The following is a 21,701-nucleotide window of genomic DNA, read 5'->3' on the forward strand; positions in this document are numbered from 1 at the left end:
TATAGAACTCGGCCGCTCAAGCATCGCACTACCAATGATGAAAAAAGTGGATCGTCGTGGAAGGCGTATTTTTTGAGGGTTGGAAAAACAGCCTGTCAGCGCAATCTACAAAGGTCGCTATGCGGGAGCCACACAGCATTGAGCGTTTGGGCGAATACAGCCTATCGCTTTCGAGCGAATGAAGCCCTCATAGAAAAGCATGGCTTTGTCTCGAAGGTCCACAGTAAAAAGCTGCCTCTCAAACCTAGGCCCGGCATATCCAGCGGTCCAATATCAGGGCGTCCGTCATCCCAATCCCGCGTTGAGCGTATTGTTGACGCATTAAAAATACAGAAGGACTGGTCTGGCTAATATCGTCTACAACATGCGTCGCTTGCTTTCCTCCGAAAAGATCAGAGCCGCCGCGTAGCAAACCCGATCACGATACCTCCTCCATATGCAGAGCGAAAGTCATCATTTAGAGTCCGCATTCGTCATCTGCGGGGCTTAAAATCAGATTCCAAGATCTTCAATCAGCGGTTCTTTGATCGCTTCATATAATTTATCCACATTGTTCAACACATTTAATTGCATCAACAGAATCTCTGGTGTGGGCGGTAGGATGAGGAGGCCAACTGTCGGCGCTTAGTTTGATGCAACCATACTAAAGCGGCGGAATTTCTTCCCTCATTAGTTCCCAACTCACGATACATTTGACATCATCATCAATGAATGTCCGTGCCAAGCATATAAGAAGTTCATGGTCCGAAGCATGCAGCAAAAAGCGACGATACTTTTCCAAGGTAAGGGGACAGATCTAAATTTCGATACGCCTATTCATGTCCCACATCTGTGCGCCGGCCCTTGTTTACATTCGGTAAGCAGGACCGCTGATCCGCAGGGACAGTGGTGCAGTGTCCGGAAAATTGATTGGTTGTGACGGGGGAGCTTATCCGTTCTCTCCAAGAGAGGGCAGAGCATCGTTCCGGCTCGGAAATCCCATTAGAGCAAGTAATTGCCCGGGTGGTAAGCTGCTCGCTATTCTCTGGTGTATCGGAGTTTCTAATACTTCGTGCTGTATATTTTGTTCCAGCTTTTGCGAATGGTATTCTTGGACGCTGTGCAAGCGTATCAAGGAAAGCGCTCAGGCCGGTCAAGCGAACTCGACGTCCATCAATCAAGGCACTAAAAAATCGTGGGAGGATACCGTCATGGCCAGTAAGGCCACCAAAGCCTGTCACGACCCTGAATTTTCCATCCGGTAAAGCATCTACGCTGATGATATCACTGGTAGGTGTTATTAATCCGAAAGTGAACGACATCTGGAAGAGGACAGTTACCCACTACTTGCTCGAAAATGGCCATGGCTGCGTCGAACGGCTTCAGGAGTTTGTTAATCGTCAGATTGGTCAGATGCAAACGGCCCTGATAGATTTCCGGGAGGTTTCATACCGACCTGCCGCGAGGGAGTCTGACCGTTAAGTTGACCATAGACTAGACGTCCAACGGGTCTCCCATCACCCAGTCAATCACCTACGTTTATGCTGGCAAGCATACTGTCGTAATTTCAACGGCTACTGCTAGTCATACAGAACTTTCCAAGATGGAACCGCAGCTTTCGAATGTCCTGAAATCTGCATTGGAACGCCACATAATCGTTAATATTTTTATCATTTTCCGGACTTCCGGTTGTTGCGCCCATAAAACAGCCTACAAAAGCGCATCAGCCTGAATTCCCATTCTGCCCGCATTGATCGCCTTAATGTGTTGAAGGGTTAGAGATCCCCTTCATGTCAAATCGGTTCAAGGTAATCCCATGGTATAAAGAAAGAAGACCGTAACATAGTCGCATCAACATTCTCGTCGCACCTGTACACTGAGAATGTATTCCACTTTTCGCGGAATTTCCGAGTAAACCGTCCGCAACACGAACCCATCTTGGTAGAGTTCGCGAAGCTGCGTTGTCCGCGTAATATTAGGCAAGTGCTTGCGGATGGGAAAGGTTTACTGTGCGTTTGGCGTATGAGTGACCCGCCAAGGAGGGGGTGGTTCCGGTCTTTTGGCAACGAGCGCTGGGAGCTCGACGAGAACGGCCGGATGGCACGTTGCGGTGCCTTGATCAATGACCTGCTGATTGATGTGGGTGCCTGGCTTTTTTGGTTGGTCGCAGAGGAAGCAACCGGACTCTCATCCGGGCCTTCAGATATTGGGTGTTGGGCTTTGAATGGCCGCATGACAGTGGGCCAAAACTTTCCCTGTTTCAGTCATTTGGCTCCGCTGCCAGACGTTCAACGAGCCCGCTCACAAGTAGGTGGATGCATTGGTTGCATGCCTTTGCAACCGCTTTAACGAAGCCCCGCTATCTCAGCGAAAGAGCGGGGTTTTCGGTGGTGCGCTCCACACGACACACCTTAAGGATTTGACTTCGGTAGGCTCAAATCAGGGAGCCATTTTTTCACCACACAAGCCTACCTGGCATGTCCAATCACATCGGGAGCATCCGGCCACATTGGTAATTGTTCCATTCTAGGCATGTCTGAGAATGGCATGAATGTTCGTGTTCCCCATTAGAGAACGAACCATCTGGCCTAGAGGTGCCCACCGGGTGCGTGCAAATGATGAGTGATCTGTCCGATGGAAAAATAAGGCCAAAGACAGTCATAATGATACGAACGTTCTTAAAACGTATATTGCTTTGCTTTACCTATTCTGTATACCGCTATCCACATCAACCGCCATATACGTGGTTTCTATACCCCTGGCGAGTTAGGTAAATAATTGTACATAAATTTATTTTCGCGTTGGTAACCTTATATGATGCCATGAATTCTGACAGATCTATGGATAAGTTGTTAACTGTCAGCACAAACTCTTTGGAGGGGAAAAGCACTAAAACAGGCATTCCAGACCAAGACAGACCCGAAAAATTTATCAGATACCTCGAAAGAAAATATAAGTTTCGCAGTAGTCATCCTGTTCGTATAAGCCAAAAAATATATTTAGTACGTTTTGAGAATATTAACAGATGAAAATTTGTTATTTTAAAAAAATACTCCAATCATTATTAATCTTGAATATCAAATTGGTTCATAATTTTCTTCTGGTATATCTCCTGCTGTTTCATTATTTGGCTGGAAATTTTCATTCTTCTCGAAATAATCCCGTGCATAAATTTTATCTCATTGACATGTCGGCCCTTGTTCAAAAGGTAGGTTGCTGAATTTGTATGGCGTCTATGGATATTCAAGGCTTCCTTAACATAAACAATACCTGTTTCATCCTGGTCCAGAAGCTCAAGATAAATTCGCCAGTCACCTGCAACGCTGAGTGTTCTGAGATCTTGCTGGCATCTTGAAAGGGCTGCCCGCATATGATCGCGTCTGAAAACAGCTCCACTCACATTTAGTATGAGATTTCGTTCTGAAAGGCATGCTTTCAGAAAATCTCTTCCCTGGAAATATCCATCATGATCTAGAATGCTCCCAGCAGTTTCAGAGCAATAGTTACGATAGGACGAGGTGAGGGGAGCACCACTCGCATCAATTGATCTGCTATCGCTGAACGCCATGGTGGCATCAGTATGTTGTTGTAAGGCGTCGAATAATTTTTCCAGAAATTGTGGATCAGACAAATCATCTGCTTCTGCAATCCAGACCCATTCCCCACGGGCTTCCTTCAAGCCTTTTTCCCACTGGCGAAAGACTGATCCAGAAGGTTTACGTCCTTTAATTATGCGTATTTCACGCTGCCATTCATGGGCAGTGTTTTGAGCGACCTCGACGCTGTTGTCTGTCGAGGCATCATCCAGAATAATAATCTCAAGCACTGGGAGTGTTTGGGTAAAAATAGAGACCAGGCGACTCTCGAGATAACGGGCGTAGTTATAGGATGGTACGACAACGGAAATTTTCGGTAGTTGCGAGATGGCACGATACAGAAGAGTCTCAACGTAAGGTTTGAAATGAATCTTGCGCTGCATTTTTCGTGCAATCTTTTTACGTTGAAGAAATAATTGTTTTTTCGATTTGCTCCCAAGTTCGAAAACGCTTTTCAGCATTGCATTGACGTCACCAAATGGCACGATTGAGTGTTTGAGGCTGCCTTCCGAATTCAAGGTTTCCAGAAAATCTGGAATACCGCCATTGTCTTTGAAGGTAATGCACGGCAGGCCAGCGCCAACAGCTTCAAGAGTAACGGACGGATAGGGATCTTCACGGGATGTCAGAACGAAGACGTCTGCTGCGGACAGCCAGTCCGACATGTTTCTGACATGTCCAGGCAGGTGAAAATTCCCTGATTTCAACGCCACATCCAGTTCGGAGCGCAGGCCATCCTTAAGGTTCGTGTCCATACCTCCCAGCCAGACGAAATGTGCTTGGTGCTGCGATGTTCGCCACAATTGAAGAAAAAGATCGAAGCCTTTCCGAATATCTGCGTAGCCTGCACCGAGCACAAGAATATCCGTTTCCCTCAGGCCCAGTCGCTGTCGAAACGAGCGTCGTGCCCGGACTTCAAGAGTGGGGGGGTGATAAAGGCCTTGTGGCAGGATCTGCAGTTTCGGATGGTTTTCAAGCCCGAGGCGCTGAGCGACAGTTTGTGCTGGTAACACGACTGAATGTGCCAGATCGCAGCTCGTTTTTGTCGCGTGCTCCAAATTTCTTGCTTTTAAGATATTCGGCAATTCGTGGATTAGAAACGTGTAGCCAATTTCAGCCTGCGCGAGTTTGGGTGCCAGGGCAGAAGATGCTGCGCTGTTTAGAATAGCCTGCTGGAAACCTTCTTTTTCCAGTGTGGCCAGGCGTCTACTCGTCTCTGGAGAGGTCACGGAAAGAATCTCTACAGGCGCAACACCTCTGTATTCATCGATCATCGCGCCTCCTTCCAGAAGGATAAAGCGAATATCCACTCCAAAAGATTTGCGAAGAGTCCGGCCTGTTTCAAGAAGAAGCCTTTGCGCTCCTGCGGGAAAGGCATCATGGCCGATCAGAAGAAGCCGGGCCCTGTTCAAAGAGCTTTTAAAGCCCGTACATGCTCTGGCGGTTGCATTCAGATAGGCGCTCCCGAAATGCACATCGGGTTCGAGATATGCTCCTTCCGCCCATTCGTTCCAAGCATTGATGCAAACAATCGGGTCCCCAAAAAACCGCTCTTTCTGGGCTTGATTGACGAGCCCCGTAAGCCAGCGTTCATAGAGCTCCGGCGTAGATCCATGGAGCACCAGTCCCTGTCCCTGGCGGCGTGCATCGTTATCCCAGGATGGGGAGGCTGTTCGTATCAAAGGGTAGGAGGTCGGGGGCTGCTTGAGAGCATTCTCGACAATGTCCGAGTAATCGTAGATCTGGCCTCGGAAATCTTCGTCCATGAGCTGAACGTGTTCGTTGATGAGGCTGCAATTCGAGACAACTTTATGGGGTGGAAATTCGATCGCTCCATCCACCCCGAAATCACGCGGATTTTCTGCATTGAAAGCCTGTCCCATGACGAAGATCGGGTTCAGGTGATGCCGTTTCCTGAACAGCCGGCGCCAGCGTTCAAAAGCCTGAGGAGCATCCGGAATTGTTCCTGGCCTGTAAACCATCAGCAAGGGGCGCCCCTGCACCTTGATGTAGCGAGGATCACGCATGTGCCGTGCGAAGCAATCGATCAGGGCAATATCGTCTTCTGGGCGATAATCCTGCGCGATGAGAATGTCGTTGTCAGAGCCGTCCCATCGACGGCTCCAGTTTTCATTGGCCCACATCAGACAGAACGGCAGGTTAATGTGCGGATTAGCCAGAAGCATCTCCAGCGGCCCATCGAGAAGTCGCTTGCGATTGAACCAGTAGAAATAGAAGACAAAGCCTTCAATCCCGGCGGCTTTGGCCATACGGGCCTGCGTGGCCAGTAACTCGGGAGAAGTCAATGTGTAATGCCCGAGGTCTCGGGGAATACGCGGCTGATAATGGTCAGCAAACCGGGGTAGGGCACGGGAGGTGTTGGTCCATTCCGTAAAGCCATCGCCCCACCAGGCATTGTTTTCTGGCGTAGCATGGTATTGCGGCAGGTAGTAAGCGAGCACGCGTGCCCGGCGAATTGCACTTTCTGGCAGAGGTTGGGTGTTTTCGAAAAGTGGGCCAGGGGCGCTGCGACGACGGACTTCCCGAAAAACCGTTACTTCCCCCTGCGGGCTTGCAGGATGGATGCTGGGTTTGTGCCTGTTTTCCAGATAATGCAGCAGGGGGTTGCTGTCTGGTTCGTGACGTAGGTAATTCTTGCGGTAGTAGACGGGATCAAACGCTTCAAAAGGCTGTCTGGCCTCCCGAAAGCCCTGGATCATATAGTGTTCCAGGGGATCAATGCCTGCTGCGGCGACGTCTGGATAAGTTTTCAGATAAAAAGCCGGATCGAACTCCGCGATAGGGCGCAGTGTCTGAGTATGACGGTTTAGCAGATAGTGCGCGAGAGCCAGCATCCCTTCGGGAATGGTGTAAGTCTGGGTGTACCAGGACGGATCAAACCACATGATTGGCCGACGGCCTTCCTTTTCTCCATGCGTAACGTAATGAAGCAAAGGATCGCCGAGAACGTCCCGGTACTGACTCAAATACCAGCGGGGATCAAAGAATGGATTGGGTTTGCGTCCCTCTTTCCAGCCACACTCATGATAATGCCGCAGGACAGCTGTGCCCAGATTTTTGAGATCAGGGTTGGTCTTCAGGTAATAGGCAGCATCGAAGGTCCCTGAATATCCGAGGATTTGCAGGACTGTGGGGCGCGTAGAGGCAGCTGGGGGGCTGGAACGAACGCAGGTTGCGAGACCGTCTGGCATGAGAGGTTTTTTTACTGTTTCTTAACAAATTTCAAGTGCGTTAATTTATCGTCAATAGAGAAAGAAATTTGCTGTGTCGCCGGGACAATGTCATACCGTCCGCCCCGGAGGCAGTTGAGGTAGAAACTGATGGACCGCAGTGTGTCTCCTTCCGTTGAGGAAGGTCCTGTCTACACGCATCAAACCATGTGTCTGGAAGAGGGGATGGCGCTGGAATGCGGTGCACATCTGGCCCCTCTGGAAGTCGCATACTGTACTTACGGAACGCTGTCTGCCGCTCGCGATAACGCTATTCTCGTTTGTCATGCGCTAACCGGTGACCAGTACCTTGCGGAACCCAACCCCCTGACGGGAAAGCCTGGCTGGTGGAGCCGTATGGTCGGTCCTGGCCTGCCCATTGATACGGACCGCTTCTTCGTGATCTGCCCGAATGTCCTGGGTGGATGTATGGGCTCGACGGGCCCTCGATCGATCTGTGCCGAGACGGGCAAGGCGTGGGACAGTGAGTTCCCTCCCATCACAATGCACGACATCGTGGCGTCTCAGGTTCGTTTGGTGGATTATCTGGGAATTAACCGCCTGTTTGCGGTGGTTGGCGGATCAATGGGGGGGATGCAGGCGCTGACATGGGTTGCGGATCATCCAGAGCGGGTTTTCGCAGCACTTCCCATCGCGACGTCGCCCTTTCATTCCGCGCAGAATATTGCGTTCAACGAAGTCAGCCGTCAGGCGATTTTTGCGGACCCTCACTGGCATGATGGCCATTATCGCGATTTTGGCGCCATTCCGGCGCGTGGCTTGGGGGTTGCGCGCATGATGGCGCATATCACCTACCTGTCTGAAGAGGCGCTCAGTCGTAAATTTGGGCGTCGGGTTCGCAAGGAAGCGGCCACGGCTGTTCCGGCCGCAAGTAGTCCGTCTTTGTTCGGTGAAATGTTTGAGGTCGAGAGCTATCTCCGGCATCAGGGGTCGACATTCGTGCGGCGGTTTGATGCGAATTCCTATCTGACCATCACGCGGGCCATGGATTATTTTGATCTGGCTGCAGAACACGACGGTGACCTGTCAGCACCCTTTGGAAAGTGTGAGACACGTTTTTGCGTGGTGTCCTTCAGCTCCGACTGGCTCTTCCCGACCTCTCAGTCACGTCTTCTGGTTCGTGCTCTGAACAAGGCCGGGGCCAACGTCTCTTTCGTGGAAATTGAAAGCGATCGTGGGCATGATGCTTTCCTGCTTGATGAACCTGATCTGGATCGAACGGTGCGCGGGTTCCTGAATGGTGCAGCCGAACATGCTGGTCTGACCAAGGTGGAGACACTCTGATGCGCGTTGATCAGCGTTTGATTGCGGAGATGATCCCTGCGAAGGCCAGGGTTCTGGATGTCGGTAGCGGTGACGGAACTCTGATTGACTATCTGTACCGCACCCGTGGCTGCGATGCTCGGGGGATCGAAATCGATATGCAGAGCGTTACCCAGTCGGTCGCTCACGGTCTGCCGGTTATGCACGGTGATGCCGATCACGATCTTGCTCACTATCCGGATGATGCTTTCGATTATGTTGTTCTTCAGAGAACGTTGCAGGCAGTGGAGCGTCCACGGGAAGTGTTGCGGCAGATGCTTCGCATCGGACGTCATGCCATTGTCTCTTTCCCGAACTTCGGTCATTGGAGGCTTCGGCTCCAGCTTCTGACGACAGGGCGTATGCCCATGACGTCTGTCTGGAGCACGCCCTGGTATTCCACGCCGAATATTCATCCCTGCACGATCAGGGATTTTCTCGCTCTTTGTGAAGAAGACGGGTATGTTGTGCAGCAGTGGCTTGCTGTTGACGAAGATGGACTGAAGGCGCCCTGGAGGCGGTCCATCCGATTTGCCAATCTGTTTGGCGAGCAGGCTCTCTTTCTTCTCAGTCGCGGGTAAGCTTTCACCTGAAGAAGGCACTTTCCATTTTGACAGGTGTGGAGAGCGTTCTTTTCTCCTACTGCATTCTTCTGCTGCTCATGATTCACGGCTTTGCAAAACGCGTGAAATAATAATGATTTTTTGTGAATCCAGGGGGCGTTTCTCTTGCGGCAGGGGGGAACGTGCCCTACATCAATCCGCAGATATTCCCGTTATTAACGCGGGGAGATGCTGACGGTTTCTTCGTTGTGCTGGTTAGTTTTGGCGCTCAGGTATCAGGCTTCATGATCCTCTTGGAAAAATGAAGTGGCCAAGGTGTGCCGGTCTCTGTGACTGGCAGGCAGGTTATGATGCTGTCTGACATCAGCTGAGGAACGTCTCTCATCAACTCTAGGCTCAAAGCAGGCGTCCTTTCGTGCTCCAAAAGTGCGACCCGGGCTGTGCGAGCCAGGCCTTGTTATCCCTCAGGAGGGGTCCATGACCAGTTTCGCAGAGCTCAATCTTGCCGAACCAATCCAGAAGGCGCTTGCCGAAGAAGGATATACGACACCGACCCCTATCCAGGCCGGAGCTATTCCTCATCTGCTGGAAGGGCGGGATCTCTTAGGTCTCGCTCAGACAGGTACCGGAAAAACAGCGGCTTTCGCCCTGCCGATCCTCGACTATCTTCTGCGGAACCGTCGTCCCCCCGCACCGAAGACGGTTCGTGTGCTTGTCCTGGCTCCGACGCGTGAGCTTGCCTCCCAGATTGACGAAAGCTTCGGGGCTTATGCCCGTCACATGAAGCTGTCTCATGCCGTTGTCTTCGGTGGCGTAGGGCAGGGGCGTCAGATCGAGGCAACCCGCCGTGGCGTTGATGTGCTGGTTGCAGCGCCGGGCCGACTGCTGGACTTGGTGGGGCAGGGTTATATTGACCTGTCGGCCCTCGAAGTGCTGGTGCTTGATGAAGCCGACCGGATGCTGGATATGGGCTTCGTCCGCGATATCCGTCGCATCATGGCGCTTCTGCCGGCACGTCGTCAGACGGTTCTGTTCTCCGCAACAATGCCGCAGTCCATCAGTGATCTGGCGCACTCCCTGCTGAGTAACCCTGCGACGGTTCAGGTTACGCCTGAATCCAGCACGGTGGATCGGATCCGGCAGGCTGTCATGTTTGTTGAGTCAGAGAAGAAGAAAGACGCGACACTGATGCTCGTTGAGAGCTCAAACGTTGTGCGTGCTGTCGTCTTCACGCTGATGAAGCATGAAGCGAACAAGGTTGCGGAGTTCCTTAACAAGAACGGCATTACCGCGGAGGCCATTCACGGGAACAAGTCACAGGGCGCTCGTGAGCGTGCCATGTCGGGTTTCCGTAACGGCACGGTCAAGGTACTCGTCGCCACGGATATTGCGGCACGTGGTATCGATGTCGACGACGTATCCCACGTTTTCAACTACGATCTGCCGAACGTCCCTGAATCCTATGTTCATCGTATCGGCCGTACGGCTCGTGCGGGACGTGACGGCTGGGCCGTGTCGCTCTGCGATGCCGAGCAGCGTGCATGGCTGAAGGACATTGAAAAGAAGATCGACAAGGCCATTCCGGTCGTAACCGATCATCCTTATCATTCTGATGCGGCCCAGAATTCCACAATGCGTCCTCCGGTTCTTGGTGGCGGACGTGGCGGCGGTCAGCGCGGTGGTGGAAATGGTGGCGGTGGCCGCCGTCGTTCCGGGCCGCCGGCGGCAGCTCGTGGAGCTGCGGGACGTCGTGGTGGCGCGCGTTCTGCAGGGCATCGCTGACTTTTTGAGAGATGCAGGTTTTGGGCGATAATTCGTTCTGAATCCTGTTTCTTCTGTAAAGATCGATTAGACTCCGTTCGATTGTCGGGCGGAGTTTTTTTATGCAAAGTGATATCAGCGGTACCGTCATGCCGGTGCTCCGCATTCTTCTGGATGCTGGAGAAAGCATTCTGGCAGAGACAGGAGAGTTTGCCTGGAAAAGCTCTCACATCTCCATGCAGACTGTTACAAGTGGGGCAGGACAAAGTGGCCTGTTTGGTGTCGTCACCCGGGCGCTAGCCGGGGGAGGGTTATTTATGACCCGATTTACGGCGCATTCTCAGCCGGGTCTGATCGCCTTCACGTCAAAAATTCCAGGTCACATTACTGAACATGATCTGCGGGGTAAGGCTTACCTCGTGCACCGGCATGGTTTTATCGCCGGTACGGAAGACGTTCGGATGGAACTGGCTTTCCAGCGAAATTTGGGCGCGGGTGTCTTTGGCGGGGACGGCTTCCGATTACAGAAGCTTTCGGGCACCGGCCGGTTCTGGTGTTCTCTGGGTGGAGAGGTCATCACGCACGATCTGGCTCCGGGCGAGCAGATCGACGTTCATCCCGGTCATGTCGGTATGTTCGAAGAAAGCGTGCAATTCGATATCACCGTGATCCCGGGACTTCGGAACAAACTTTTCGGCGGAGACGGATTTTTCATGGCGCGTCTCACCGGGCCGGGGAGGATATGGCTTCAAACCATGACGCCTTCTGGGCTGGCGCACGCATTGATGCCTTACCTGGGCACCCGCGGGGAGTAGTGACCCAAGGCTCTTCGCATCCTGTTCGCATATTTGCAGATCAGGATGGTTAAGATCTTATCGTGTGAGGGGACTGATGCAGGAAGCAACGGATTGCTTCCAAGCGCTGCTCAAGCAAGGCCTTTTAAGGGCGAGTTTTACCCGAAGTGAGCCCGTAGAGATTAAATTCTATTTGGTGCTGTTGCAGTAAAGTGGCGGAGAGGGTGGGATTCGAACCCACGGTACGCTTCCACGCACGGCGGTTTTCAAGACCGCTGCCTTAAACCACTCGGCCACCTCTCCTGACATCTGCTCTAAATATGAAAAAGGAGCAGAGTCGTATCCTGTTTTCAGGATGTGGGCGCTTCATGCAATGAGGAGGAAAGGACGTCAAGGGGTGTTATGAGTTACATACCCCTACGAGGTTTACGTTTCGAAACAGGAGTGGGGGAGTTTTGTAACAAGGAACGTGTCATCTTGATTGTCAGGGAAGCGGGAGTGCGCTTCCGTCTCCGACAACCCTCAAGGATATGACATCCATGACGGCCTTTCGTCTTTTTGCTTTTCTTCCTGTCGCTGCGTCTGTCGGGCTTCTGGCTGCGCCGCTTCTGGCTCAGGCCTATCCGGGTCAGCCGGCTCCGCCACATGCGGGAATGCATGGTGACCACGGTCCTGGCGATATGCCGCCTCCGTTTCCACCTGGTATCACCTTGACGGATGCGCAGAAGGCGCAGGTCCATACGATCTTCAAGCAGGCGCATGAGGATATGAAGGCTCAGCATGAAAAGCTGAAGGCCCTCCGTGACAAGATCCGCACAGAGCTGTCCGCTGAAGGGGATCTCAATCGGTCTCTGCTTACAGACCTGACACGTCAGGAGAGTGAGCTGCATACGCAGGAAGCACAGGCGCGTCTTGCAACGCAGGAAAAGCTCCACGATGTGCTGACGCCTGACCAGCGTCGTCAGGCGAATGCCACGATGGAGAAAATCCGTTCGCTTCATGAGCAGTTGGATGCCATTATGGGTCACCCGCCGGAAGATGGCCCACCGCCGGCTCCCTGATTTCCTGACTGAACCCCGCTCTATTGCTTGACGTCAGCGTCTCAAGGCGATAGAGCGGTCTTGTTTTCGGACACGCCACATCGCGAAGGCTCGCGCAGTGGCGTGTTTCTGTTTGCTGTAAGGTGGCCCGTTGTTCGATCAACTCTCAGGCAAGATGTCCGGTGTCCTCGAAGGACTTTCCAAGAATGGAAAGCTTACTGAGGGTGATGTCACCGAGGCAATGCGCGAAGTCCGTCTGGCTATGCTGGAAGCTGACGTTGCGCTGCCAGTGGTGCGTGATTTCGTCAACAAGGTACGCGAACGGTCTGTCGGGCATGAAGTGCTCGAAAGCGTGTCTCCAGGTCAGGCCGTTGCGAAGATCGTCAACGATGCCCTGATTGATGCGCTGGGCGGTGCAGGTGCAGTTCCACTGAACCTCGCTGCTGTGCCGCCTGTTCCTGTGCTGATGGTCGGTTTGCAGGGTTCGGGTAAAACCACGACATCCGGCAAGATTGCCCTGCGCCTGTCGCAGCGTGAAGGCAAGAAGGTTCTTCTCGCCAGTCTGGACGTCTATCGTCCGGCTGCTCAGCTCCAGCTTCAGCAGTTGGCAGAGCGCGTCAATGCCATCACGAAGCGTGTCACTGCCCTTCCGATTGTTGCCGGACAGTCGCCAGTAGAGATCGCCAAGCGCGCGCTCGATACAGGGCGCCGTGAAGGCTACGACGTCGTTATCCTCGATACTGCAGGCCGTCTTTCCATCGACGAAGCCCTGATGGACGAGGTGCGTCAGATTCGCGCTGTCACGAACCCGGCTGAAACGCTGCTGGTCGTGGATGCCATGACGGGTCAGGACGCGGTCAATACGGCCAAGTCCTTTAATGAGGCTGTTGGCATCACCGGCGTCGTCATGAGCCGTATGGATGGTGACGCACGTGGTGGTGCGGCTCTGTCCATGAAGGCCATCACGGGGGCGCCGATCAAGCTGACCGGCTCTGGTGAAAAGCTGGAAGCCCTCGAAGAATTCCATCCGGAACGCGTGGCCGGCCGTATTCTCGGTCTGGGTGACGTGGCTGGCCTCGTGGAACGTGCGGCCGAGACGCTCGACCACGAGGAAGGCGAGCGCGTCGCCAAGAAGATGCTCGCTGGCAAGTTTGATCTGGATGACTATGTCTCCCAGATCAACCAGATCAACCGCATGGGATCAATCTCGGGTATTCTCGGCATGCTTCCGGGTATGGGTAAGATCAAGGATATGCTGGGTGACAAGGAGATCGACACCTCGATCTTCAAGCGTCACAAGGCCATCATTTCCTCGATGACCCAGCAGGAACGCAAGACGCCGGGAATCATCAAGGCATCCCGCAAGAAGCGGATTGCCGCGGGTTCCGGAACGACGGTTCAGGAAGTGAACCGTCTGCTCAAGCAGTTTGACGACATGTCCACAATGATGAAGCGCATCAGCAAAATGGGCCTTGGTGGCCTGATGCGTGGCATGAGTGGGGCAGGTGGTCTGGCTGATATGATGAAGGGCATGGGCAAGCCAGGTGGCCGCCCGCCTTTCGCCTGATCAGTCTCAAGTTTTCAAGTTTGTCCTTCAGGAGTTTTTCATGAGCCTTAAGATTCGCCTTGCACGCGCAGGTGCCAAGAAGCGCCCTTACTACCACATCGTTGTTGCTGACAGCCGCAGCCCGCGCGACGGCCGTTTCATCGAGAAGGTTGGCGCATACAACCCGATGCTGCCTTCCGACCATGCTGACCGTATCCGCCTCGATGGCGAGCGTATCACGCACTGGCTGTCCAACGGCGCACAGGCCACGGATCGCGTTGCACGCTTCCTTGGTAATGCTGGTCTGGCTCCGAAGCCGACATACAGCGAGCAGCCGAAGCAGTCCGCTCCGAAGGCAAAGGCACAGAAGCGCGCTGCTGACGCCGCTGCTGCCGCTGCTGCTACGGCCGGCTGAGCAACTGCTGACGCACCAGGACGCCTGACCCGTGCCCCGCTTCAATCCTGACAGTGATGTTCTGATCGCCACCATCGGTCGCCCGCATGGTGTTCGCGGTCTGGTGCATCTGCATGCCGCCACCGACGATCCGGAAACGGTCGAAACGATCGGTGTGCTGCATGACGAGCATGGAGCAGCATGGACGGCGCGCTGGGTTTCTCCAGGTGTCGCAGCTCTGACGGACGGGCAGGGTAATACTCTGCCAGACCGGACGGCTGCTGAACGGGTTGTCAACCGCCGCTTATATGTTGTGCGCGACGTTCTGCCTGCCGTTGAGGAAGACGAGTTCTATCATGCCGATCTGATTGGCATGACGGCTGTTTCTGAAGATGGTGACGTTCTTGGAACCATTGCCGTGGTCCATGACTATGGCGCCGGTGTCAGTCTCGAGATTGATCGGGGTCTGATCGTTCCATTTACGATGGCTTGTGTGCCGCATGTCGATCTCGCGCAGCGTCGCGTGACCGTCGTGCCGCCGATCGAAGTCGAGGTTGAAGGTGATCTCGATGGAGAGGTTCAGGTCCGGGCATGAGCTGGCGCGCTGATATCCTGACCCTGTTCCCGGATATGTTTCCGGGTCCGCTGGGTTTTTCCCTGGCGGGCAGGGCGCTGGAGCGCGGGATCTGGTCTTGTGAATCGCATGATCTGCGTGAACATGGACTGGGTCGTCATCGCGCTGTGGATGACACGCCGTTTGGCGGCGGGGCTGGCATGGTGATGCGGGCAGATGTTCTGGACACGGCTCTTTCGGCGCTCCCAGCGCTGGATGGGCGTCCAGTCATTTACCCGACACCCCGTGGGCGCCGTTTGTCCCATGAGGATGCAGAGCGTTTCGTGGCAGGGCCGGGCGTCGTGGTTCTGTGTGGGCGTTTTGAAGGGATCGACGAACGTGTGCTGGAAAAGCACGATATCGAACAGTTCAGTATGGGCGATGTTGTGTTGTCGGGTGGAGAAATTCCGGCTCTGACGCTTCTGGATGCATGTGTGCGTCTTTTACCGGGAGTGATGGGTTCCCAGATTAGTGGGCAGGACGAAAGTTTTGCCGAAGGTCTGCTGGAGTACCCGCAATATACCAAGCCGGCGGTCTGGGATGGGCGCGAAGTGCCCGAAATCCTGCTCTCCGGCAATCATGGTGCCATCGCCCGCTGGCGTCATGAACAGTCAATCGCCGTCACGAAGGCACGTCGCCCCGATCTGTGGGATGCGTACCTGGCGCGACAGCAGGTTCATTGAATTTTTGTTTCCAGGAGTTTGGTCATGAACATTATCCAGCAGTACGAGGCGCGCGAAATCGAGCGTCTTTCCACGGCTCGCGCCGTTCCGGAATTCATCGCAGGTGACACGGTTCGCGTTGGCGTCCGCGTTGTCGAAGGTACGCGTGAGCGCGTGCAGAACTTCGAAGGCGTTGTCATTGCCCGTTCCAACAAGGGCCTGAACAGCAACTTCACGGTTCGCAAGATTTCCAACGGTGAAGGCGTGGAGCGTGTATTCCCGCTGTACGCTCCGTCCCTCGCCAGCATCGAAGTGGTGCGTCGTGGTAAGGTGCGTCGCGCAAAGCTGTACTACCTGCGTGGCCGTTCGGGTAAGTCTGCCCGTATTGCAGAGCGCCCGCGCGATCTGCCGAAGGCTGGCGAAAAAGCCGCTTCCTAAGTCAAGGTTGGAGTATAAGGATGCCCGTTTCTTCTTCGCCCAGAACACTGTTTGACAAGATCTGGGCCGATCACGTTGTTGACCGCCTCGAAGACGGGACGTGCATCCTATACATCGACCGTCACCTTGTTCATGAGGTGACAAGCCCGCAGGCTTTCGAAGGTCTGCGGATGGCCGGACGTCGCCTGCGCCGTCCGGACGCAACCGTCGCCGTGGTGGACCACAACGTCCCCACGTCCGACCGTTCCCAGCCGATCGAAGAGCCGGAAAGCCGTCTTCAGATCGAAACGCTGGAGAAGAATGTCGCTGAGTTCGGCGTTCCCTATTTTCCGCTGCGTTCCGCTTCTCAGGGCATCGTTCACGTTGTGGGTCCGGAGCAGGGTATTTCTCTGCCAGGCATGACAATTGTTTGCGGTGACAGCCATACCTCGACGCATGGTGCGCTCGGCGCGCTGGCGTTCGGTATTGGTACGTCTGAAGTTGAACACGTCATGGCGACCCAGACGCTTCTCCAGAAGCCCGCAAAGAACATGCGTGTTTCTGTTGAGGGCAAAGTGGGCCCGGGCGTGACAGCCAAGGACATCATGCTGGCCATTATCGGAAAGATTGGCACCGCTGGCGGCACTGGCCATGTAATCGAGTTTGCTGGCTCTGCAATCCGCGATCTGGACATGGCCGGGCGCATGACGCTCTGCAACATGTCCATCGAGGGTGGTGCGAAGGCTGGCCTGATTGCTCCGGACGAAACGACGTTCGCATACGTGAAGGGGCGTCCGTTCGCACCGAAGGGTGAAGCGTTCGAGCAGGCCTGTGCTTACTGGCGCACGCTGGCGTCTGATGAAGGCGCTCATTTCGACACGGAAGTGACGTTGAAGGCCGAAGACATTGTGCCTTCGGTGACCTGGGGCAACAGCCCGCAGGACGTTCTGCCGATTGATGGCGTTGTTCCGTCTCCTTCTGACTTCAAGGACCCTGCACAGGCTGCGCAGGTCCAGCGCGCTCTTGATTATATGGGGCTGACAGCTGGGCAGAAGATTGCCGGAACGCCCGTAGACGTCGTGTTCATTGGCTCCTGCACCAACAGCCGTCTTGAAGATCTGCGCGCTGCTGCTGAAGTTGTTCGGGGCCGTCATGTTGCGAAGAACGTTCGCGCTATGATCGTGCCGGGATCGGGCCTCGTTAAGGTGGCTGCCGAGGCGGAAGGTCTGGACAAGATTTTCCTTGATGCCGGTTTTGAGTGGCGTGAGGCAGGCTGCTCGATGTGTCTGGGGATGAACCCGGATCGCCTGACGCCGGGACAGCGTTGCGCTTCTACGTCCAATCGCAATTTTGAAGGCCGTCAGGGGCCTGGCGGCAGAACGCATCTGTGCTCACCATCCATGGCGGCGGCCGCGGCTGTGACGGGCACGCTGTGTGATGTGCGTGAGCTGATGAAGGAAACCGTCTGATGGAAAAGTTCACGGAACTGACCGCCATTGCGGCTCCGATGCCGAATGAAAACATCGATACCGATCAGATCATTCCGGCACGCTTTCTGAAGACCATTCAGCGCACAGGTCTCGGCAAGAATGCCTTTGCGGCGCAGCGTTACGACGATAATGGCAACGAGAACCCGGACTTTGTTTTGAACAAAGAGCCGTATCGTCATGCTGAAATCCTCATTACCTATGACAACCTCGGCTGTGGCTCCTCCCGTGAGCACGCTCCTTGGGCTCTGCTGGATTTCGGTATCCGCTGCGTTATCGCGCCGAGCTTTGCCGACATTTTTTTTAATAACTGTTTCAAAAACGGTATCCTGCCAATCCGTCTGCCACGGGAAATCTGTGACGAACTGATGGGCGATGCACGTCAAGGGGCCAATTCCCGTCTGACGGTGGATCTGGAAAAGCAGATCATCATTCGCCCGGATGGAAATGTTGTGCCGTTTGAAGTTGATCCCTTCCGTCGTCACATGCTGCTCGAAGGTCTGGACGATATCGGCCAGACGCTGGCGCATGATGCGGAAATCAGCAGCTTTGAACATCAGGCCAGCCGTGCATGGGTGCCGTCAATCAGCATGGGAACTGCAAAATGAGTGAAGCCCACAAGCTTCTTGTTCTTGCCGGTGATGGTATCGGCCCGGAAGTCATGCGTGAAGTTGCACGGATCGTGCACTGGCTGGATGCAAACCGTGGCCTGAAACTGGACATTACGGAAGAACTCGTTGGCGCGGCTTCGCTTGCTGTCCATGGCGTTCCCATCCGTGATGAGGTTATCGACCTCGCCCGGAAGTCTGATGCGGTTCTGTTTGGCTCGGTCGGTGATCCGGCCTGGAGCCATGTCGGGTTCGACAAGCGCCCTGAAGTGGCCATTCTGAAGCTGCGCAAGGAGCTTGAGCTTTTTGCAAATCTTCGTCCGGCCCAGCTTTTTGATGCATTGATTGATGCGTCTGCCCTGAAGCCGGAAGTGGTGCGCGGTCTGGATATCATGATCGTCCGTGAGACGGTCGGTGGTATCTATTTTGGTGAGCCGCGTGGCATCGAGACGCTTCCGGATGGCTCCCGTCGCGGGATCAACACGGAAGTTTACACGACGTCCGAAATCGAACGTGTCGCCCGCGTTGCTTTCGAGATGGCCCGTCAGCGCGGAAACCGTGTCTGCTCCGTCGAGAAGTGTAATGTGATGGAAAGCGGCCTCCTGTGGAAGGAAGTCGTTAGCGATCTGCACAAGTGCGAATATCAGGATGTGGAACTGTCCCACATGCTGGCCGATAACTGCGCCATGCAGCTCGTTCGTAACCCGAACCAGTTTGATGTGATCGTTACGGGCAACCTGTTCGGCGATATCCTGTCCGATCTGGCTTCCATGCTGACGGGTTCGCTGGGTATGCTTCCGTCTGCAACGCTTGGCATTGTCCGTGAAGATGGCAAGCGCAATGCGCTGTATGAGCCGATCCATGGCAGTGCACCGGATATCGCTGGCAAGGGCATTGCAAACCCGCTGGCGCAGATCCTCTCCTTCGCGATGCTGCTGCGGTATTCCCTGAACCGTGCGGACGATGCGGATCTGATCGAAAAGGCAGTGTCCAACGTGCTGGCCAGTGGTCTGCGCACGGCAGATATCATGTCACCGGGGATGGCACGTGTTGGCACAGATATGATGGGCCAGGCTGTCGTTCGTGAAATGGAAAAGCTGGCCTGATATTTCAGGCAGGCAGAGGTTTGAAAAAGCCGGATGGTTCCTGAGGGAGCTATCCGGCTTTTTTTTATGTCAAAAACGCACCTCTTATCTGCAGATGGGCTGTGGTCAAACGCCTATCGGGAGCGGTAGGGTTCCAGCGCGATAAAGCCTATCAGGAACCCATCATGTCTTTCATTGCCGACCGTCTGAACCGTATCCTGCCGAGCCAGACGATTGTGATTACGCAGAAAGCCCGCGCCCTGAAGGCGGAAGGCCGTGACATCATCAGCCTTTCCGCAGGCGAACCGGATTTTGATACACCGGACTTCGTCAAGCAGGCTGCCATTCGCGCCATCCAGAACGGCGAGACGAAATATACGGACGTTGCTGGCACGATGCAGCTCCGTGAAGCAGTCGCTGCCCGGCTGAACACTGATTTCGATCTGGATTACCGTGCCGAGGAAATTTGCGTTTCGACTGGCGGCAAGCAGGTCATTTATAATGTGATGGTCGCGACCCTGAACGCAGGTGATGAGGTCATCATTCCGGCTCCGGCCTGGGTGTCTTACCCTGATATCGTCTCACTGGCGGACGGAACGCCGGTTGTGATTCAAACGACGGCTGAGAACGGCTTCCGACTGACGGCTGACCAGCTTCGCGCGGCGATTACGCCGAAGACGAAATGGCTCATGCTGAACTCGCCCTGTAATCCGACAGGTGCCGCATACGACGAACATCACCTCAAGGCGTTGACTGAAGTTCTGCTGGAGCATCCGCATGTGTGGATCCTGACAGATGATATGTACGGCAAGCTGATGTACGAGGGCGCCGTCGCCAAGACGTTCGTTCAGGTCGAACCGCGTCTGCGGGACCGGACAGTGACAATGAATGGTGTGTCCAAGGCCTATGCCATGACCGGTTGGCGAATTGGCTTTTCTGCGGCTCCTGTGGAACTGACACGTCAGCTCATCAAGCTGCAAGGCCAGAGCACGAGCAATCCATGTTCTATTGCTCAGGCGGCCGCGAAGGAGGCTGTTTCAGGCCCGCAAGATTTCATCGGTGAGATGGTGAGCGTTTATGAACAGCGCCGTAATCTTGTGGTGTCCATGCTCAATGAAGCGCCTGGCCTGAGCTGTGCCAAGCCGGAAGGCGCGTTTTACGTCTTCCCATCTATCGAGGGAACGCTTGGTAAAACGAGTAAGGGCGGCCATCTGATCGACAGTGACGAGGCTTTTGTGACGGCGCTTCTCGATGAAACGGGCGTGGCGGCCGTTCATGGGAGTGCTTTTCTGACGCCCGGGTATTTCCGGATTTCGTATGCCACCAGCACGGAACTTCTGAAGGAAGCCTGCACCCGTATCCAGCAGTTCTGTCAGGGCCTGTCATGACGTTTCGTATCGCATCCCGTCTGGCAACGCTTCCCAAGCCTGCGACCATTGCCATGGCCGCGCGGGCCCGTGAACTACGGGCCGAGGGCAGGGACGTCATTTCCCTAGCACTGGGGCAGCCGGATTTTCCATCACCACCAGAAGCCATCGAAGCCGCCTATGCGGCGGGTCTAGCGGGGGATACGGGTTATCCGCCTATCCCCGGCCAAAAGGCACTGATCGACGCTATTATCCAGAAGTTCAAACGGGATAATGAGATCGCTGCGACACCAGACCGGATCATGGTCGCGAATGGCGGCAAACAGGTTATTTATAATGCTTTTGCAGCGACGCTTGAGGAAGGTGATGAAGTCATCGTTCCTGCGCCGTACTGGGTGAGCTATCCGCTGATCGCGCGCATGCTTGGTGGGAAGGCTGTAGAAGTCGCCTGTCGGGAAGAAGACGGCTTCCGTCCTGACCCGGCGGCCATCAAAGCTGCGATTACGTCCAAAACCCGCTGGCTTGTGCTGAATTTCCCCAACAATCCAACGGGAGCCATTCTGGAGCGCAAGGATCTTGAGGCGATTGCCGATGTCCTGCGTGAGGCTCCGCATGTTCTGATTATGTCAGATGAAATCTACGAGCATCTGACATTTGACGGCCGCAAGCATCTGTCTCTGCTTCAGGTGGCTCCGGATCTGGCGGATCGTATTCTCGTCATTAACGGTATGGCCAAAGCCTACGCCATGACGGGATGGCGTGTTGGGTTCGCCTGTGGTCCGGTGCCGCTTATCAAGGCGATGATTGCCGTGCAGGGTAACACGACGTCTGGTGTCTGCACGCTGGCGCAGGCGGGTTCTGTTGCCGCTCTGGACGGTGGCTTGGAGCGCATTGAACAGATGCGTGAGACCTATCAGCGTCGGCGCGACAAGATGGTGGCTGCCCTTCAGGCGATCCCCGGTCTGACCTGCGCTATTCCGGAAGGTGCGTTTTATGTCTATCCGGGTGTTGACGCACTTCTCGGTGGCACGTCCGGCGGTGGACGTGTTCTGAACACGGATGTGGATTTCGCCGAAGCGCTTCTTGACGAGGCCTATGTCGCCACCGTTCCCGGAACCGCCTTCGGATACAGCCCGTATCTGCGTTTGTCCTGTGCGGCGTCAGATGAACAGCTTGCGGAAGCTTGCCAGCGTCTGGCCGGGTTCGTGAAAGCGATTCAGAAACTCTGAGAGGCAT

The 21,701-nt window shown here is 54.7% G+C and carries 19 protein-coding genes and 1 tRNA gene; 16 read left to right on the forward strand and 4 right to left on the reverse strand.

Annotation, left to right across the window (positions count from 1 at the left end; translation table 11 throughout):
- Positions 1-812: 812 nt before the first annotated feature.
- Both GFR01_RS16185 and GFR01_RS10825 read right to left on the reverse strand, forming a co-directional pair.
- Positions 813-1,301, reverse strand: a complete 489-nt coding sequence (locus tag GFR01_RS16185) for a type VI secretion system baseplate subunit TssG (RefSeq protein ID WP_099182508.1) — start codon at positions 1,299-1,301, stop codon at positions 813-815.
- Positions 1,302-1,830: 529 nt separating this feature from the next.
- Positions 1,831-1,962, reverse strand: a complete 132-nt coding sequence (locus tag GFR01_RS10825; RefSeq protein ID WP_240284391.1) for a winged helix-turn-helix transcriptional regulator — start codon at positions 1,960-1,962, stop codon at positions 1,831-1,833.
- A 39-nt stretch (positions 1,963-2,001) separates the two neighbouring features.
- Here GFR01_RS10825 and GFR01_RS16190 point away from each other — a divergent pair, with 39 nt between their 5' ends.
- Positions 2,002-2,328 (forward strand): DUF1348 family protein, encoded by a 327-nt coding sequence (locus GFR01_RS16190; protein WP_099182510.1) that lies wholly within the window; start codon positions 2,002-2,004, stop codon positions 2,326-2,328.
- Positions 2,329-3,043: 715 nt separating this feature from the next.
- Here the strand turns inward: GFR01_RS16190 and GFR01_RS10835 are convergent.
- Complete coding sequence (locus GFR01_RS10835) at positions 3,044-6,787, reverse strand: glycoside hydrolase family 99-like domain-containing protein (protein WP_099182511.1); 3,744 nt, start codon at positions 6,785-6,787, stop codon at positions 3,044-3,046.
- Between the two features lie 129 nt (positions 6,788-6,916).
- On the opposite strand from GFR01_RS10835, the gene metX reads away from it, so the two are divergent.
- From metX to GFR01_RS10855, 4 genes are all read left to right on the forward strand, one after another.
- Positions 6,917-8,110 carry a homoserine O-acetyltransferase MetX gene (gene metX, locus GFR01_RS10840; RefSeq protein WP_063905549.1) on the forward strand — a complete coding sequence of 398 codons (1,194 nt, stop codon included), beginning with the start codon at positions 6,917-6,919 and terminating at the stop codon, positions 8,108-8,110.
- On the forward strand, positions 8,110-8,709 hold the full coding sequence (gene metW / locus GFR01_RS10845; RefSeq protein ID WP_063905550.1) for a methionine biosynthesis protein MetW: 600 nt from the start codon (positions 8,110-8,112) through the stop codon (positions 8,707-8,709). Before metX ends, metW begins: the two co-directional genes overlap by 1 nt.
- Before the next feature lie 459 nt (positions 8,710-9,168).
- A complete protein-coding gene (locus tag GFR01_RS10850; protein WP_063905551.1) occupies positions 9,169-10,473 on the forward strand; it encodes a DEAD/DEAH box helicase in 1,305 nt (434 codons plus the stop codon).
- 101 nt (positions 10,474-10,574) lie between these two features.
- Positions 10,575-11,267, forward strand: a complete 693-nt coding sequence (locus GFR01_RS10855; protein ID WP_244902267.1) for a TIGR00266 family protein — start codon at positions 10,575-10,577, stop codon at positions 11,265-11,267.
- Positions 11,268-11,459: 192 nt separating this feature from the next.
- Here the strand turns inward: GFR01_RS10855 and GFR01_RS10860 are convergent.
- Positions 11,460-11,549 (reverse strand) — tRNA-Ser (locus tag GFR01_RS10860).
- Positions 11,550-11,785: 236 nt separating this feature from the next.
- Between GFR01_RS10860 and GFR01_RS10865 the strand changes: the two genes are divergently transcribed.
- The 11 genes from GFR01_RS10865 to GFR01_RS10915 all read left to right on the forward strand — a co-directional run bounded on the left by GFR01_RS10865 (position 11,786) and on the right by GFR01_RS10915 (position 21,694).
- Positions 11,786-12,307, forward strand: coding sequence for a Spy/CpxP family protein refolding chaperone (locus GFR01_RS10865; RefSeq protein WP_244902268.1), 522 nt, complete (start codon positions 11,786-11,788; stop codon positions 12,305-12,307).
- Between the two features lie 130 nt (positions 12,308-12,437).
- On the forward strand, positions 12,438-13,853 hold the full coding sequence (ffh, locus tag GFR01_RS10870; protein ID WP_099182513.1) for a signal recognition particle protein: 1,416 nt from the start codon (positions 12,438-12,440) through the stop codon (positions 13,851-13,853).
- Positions 13,854-13,893: 40 nt separating this feature from the next.
- Positions 13,894-14,247, forward strand: a complete 354-nt coding sequence (gene rpsP / locus GFR01_RS10875; protein ID WP_007283494.1) for a 30S ribosomal protein S16 — start codon at positions 13,894-13,896, stop codon at positions 14,245-14,247.
- Positions 14,248-14,278: 31 nt separating this feature from the next.
- Complete coding sequence (gene rimM, locus GFR01_RS10880; RefSeq protein WP_063905554.1) at positions 14,279-14,821, forward strand: ribosome maturation factor RimM; 543 nt, start codon at positions 14,279-14,281, stop codon at positions 14,819-14,821.
- Positions 14,818-15,522 (forward strand): tRNA (guanosine(37)-N1)-methyltransferase TrmD, encoded by a 705-nt coding sequence (trmD, locus tag GFR01_RS10885; protein WP_062016200.1) that lies wholly within the window; start codon positions 14,818-14,820, stop codon positions 15,520-15,522. The genes rimM and trmD overlap by 4 nt, the downstream gene beginning before the upstream one ends.
- Before the next feature lie 24 nt (positions 15,523-15,546).
- Positions 15,547-15,939 (forward strand): 50S ribosomal protein L19, encoded by a 393-nt coding sequence (gene rplS, locus GFR01_RS10890; protein WP_007283497.1) that lies wholly within the window; start codon positions 15,547-15,549, stop codon positions 15,937-15,939.
- A 20-nt stretch (positions 15,940-15,959) separates the two neighbouring features.
- Positions 15,960-17,387 (forward strand): 3-isopropylmalate dehydratase large subunit, encoded by a 1,428-nt coding sequence (gene leuC / locus GFR01_RS10895; RefSeq protein WP_063905555.1) that lies wholly within the window; start codon positions 15,960-15,962, stop codon positions 17,385-17,387.
- Positions 17,387-18,013 (forward strand): 3-isopropylmalate dehydratase small subunit, encoded by a 627-nt coding sequence (gene leuD, locus GFR01_RS10900; protein WP_010503995.1) that lies wholly within the window; start codon positions 17,387-17,389, stop codon positions 18,011-18,013. Before leuC ends, leuD begins: the two co-directional genes overlap by 1 nt.
- Complete coding sequence (gene leuB, locus GFR01_RS10905) at positions 18,010-19,119, forward strand: 3-isopropylmalate dehydrogenase (protein ID WP_099182514.1); 1,110 nt, start codon at positions 18,010-18,012, stop codon at positions 19,117-19,119. The genes leuD and leuB overlap by 4 nt, the downstream gene beginning before the upstream one ends.
- A gap of 164 nt (positions 19,120-19,283) precedes the next feature.
- Positions 19,284-20,486: a pyridoxal phosphate-dependent aminotransferase gene (locus tag GFR01_RS10910; RefSeq protein WP_167384246.1), complete on the forward strand. Its 1,203-nt coding sequence runs from the start codon at positions 19,284-19,286 to the stop codon at positions 20,484-20,486.
- Positions 20,483-21,694 (forward strand): pyridoxal phosphate-dependent aminotransferase, encoded by a 1,212-nt coding sequence (locus GFR01_RS10915; protein ID WP_099182516.1) that lies wholly within the window; start codon positions 20,483-20,485, stop codon positions 21,692-21,694. The genes GFR01_RS10910 and GFR01_RS10915 overlap by 4 nt, the downstream gene beginning before the upstream one ends.
- The last annotated feature ends 7 nt before the right edge of the window (positions 21,695-21,701 follow it).

Source organism: Gluconobacter frateurii (assembly GCF_002723955.1).
Lineage (GTDB): Bacteria > Pseudomonadota > Alphaproteobacteria > Acetobacterales > Acetobacteraceae > Gluconobacter > Gluconobacter frateurii.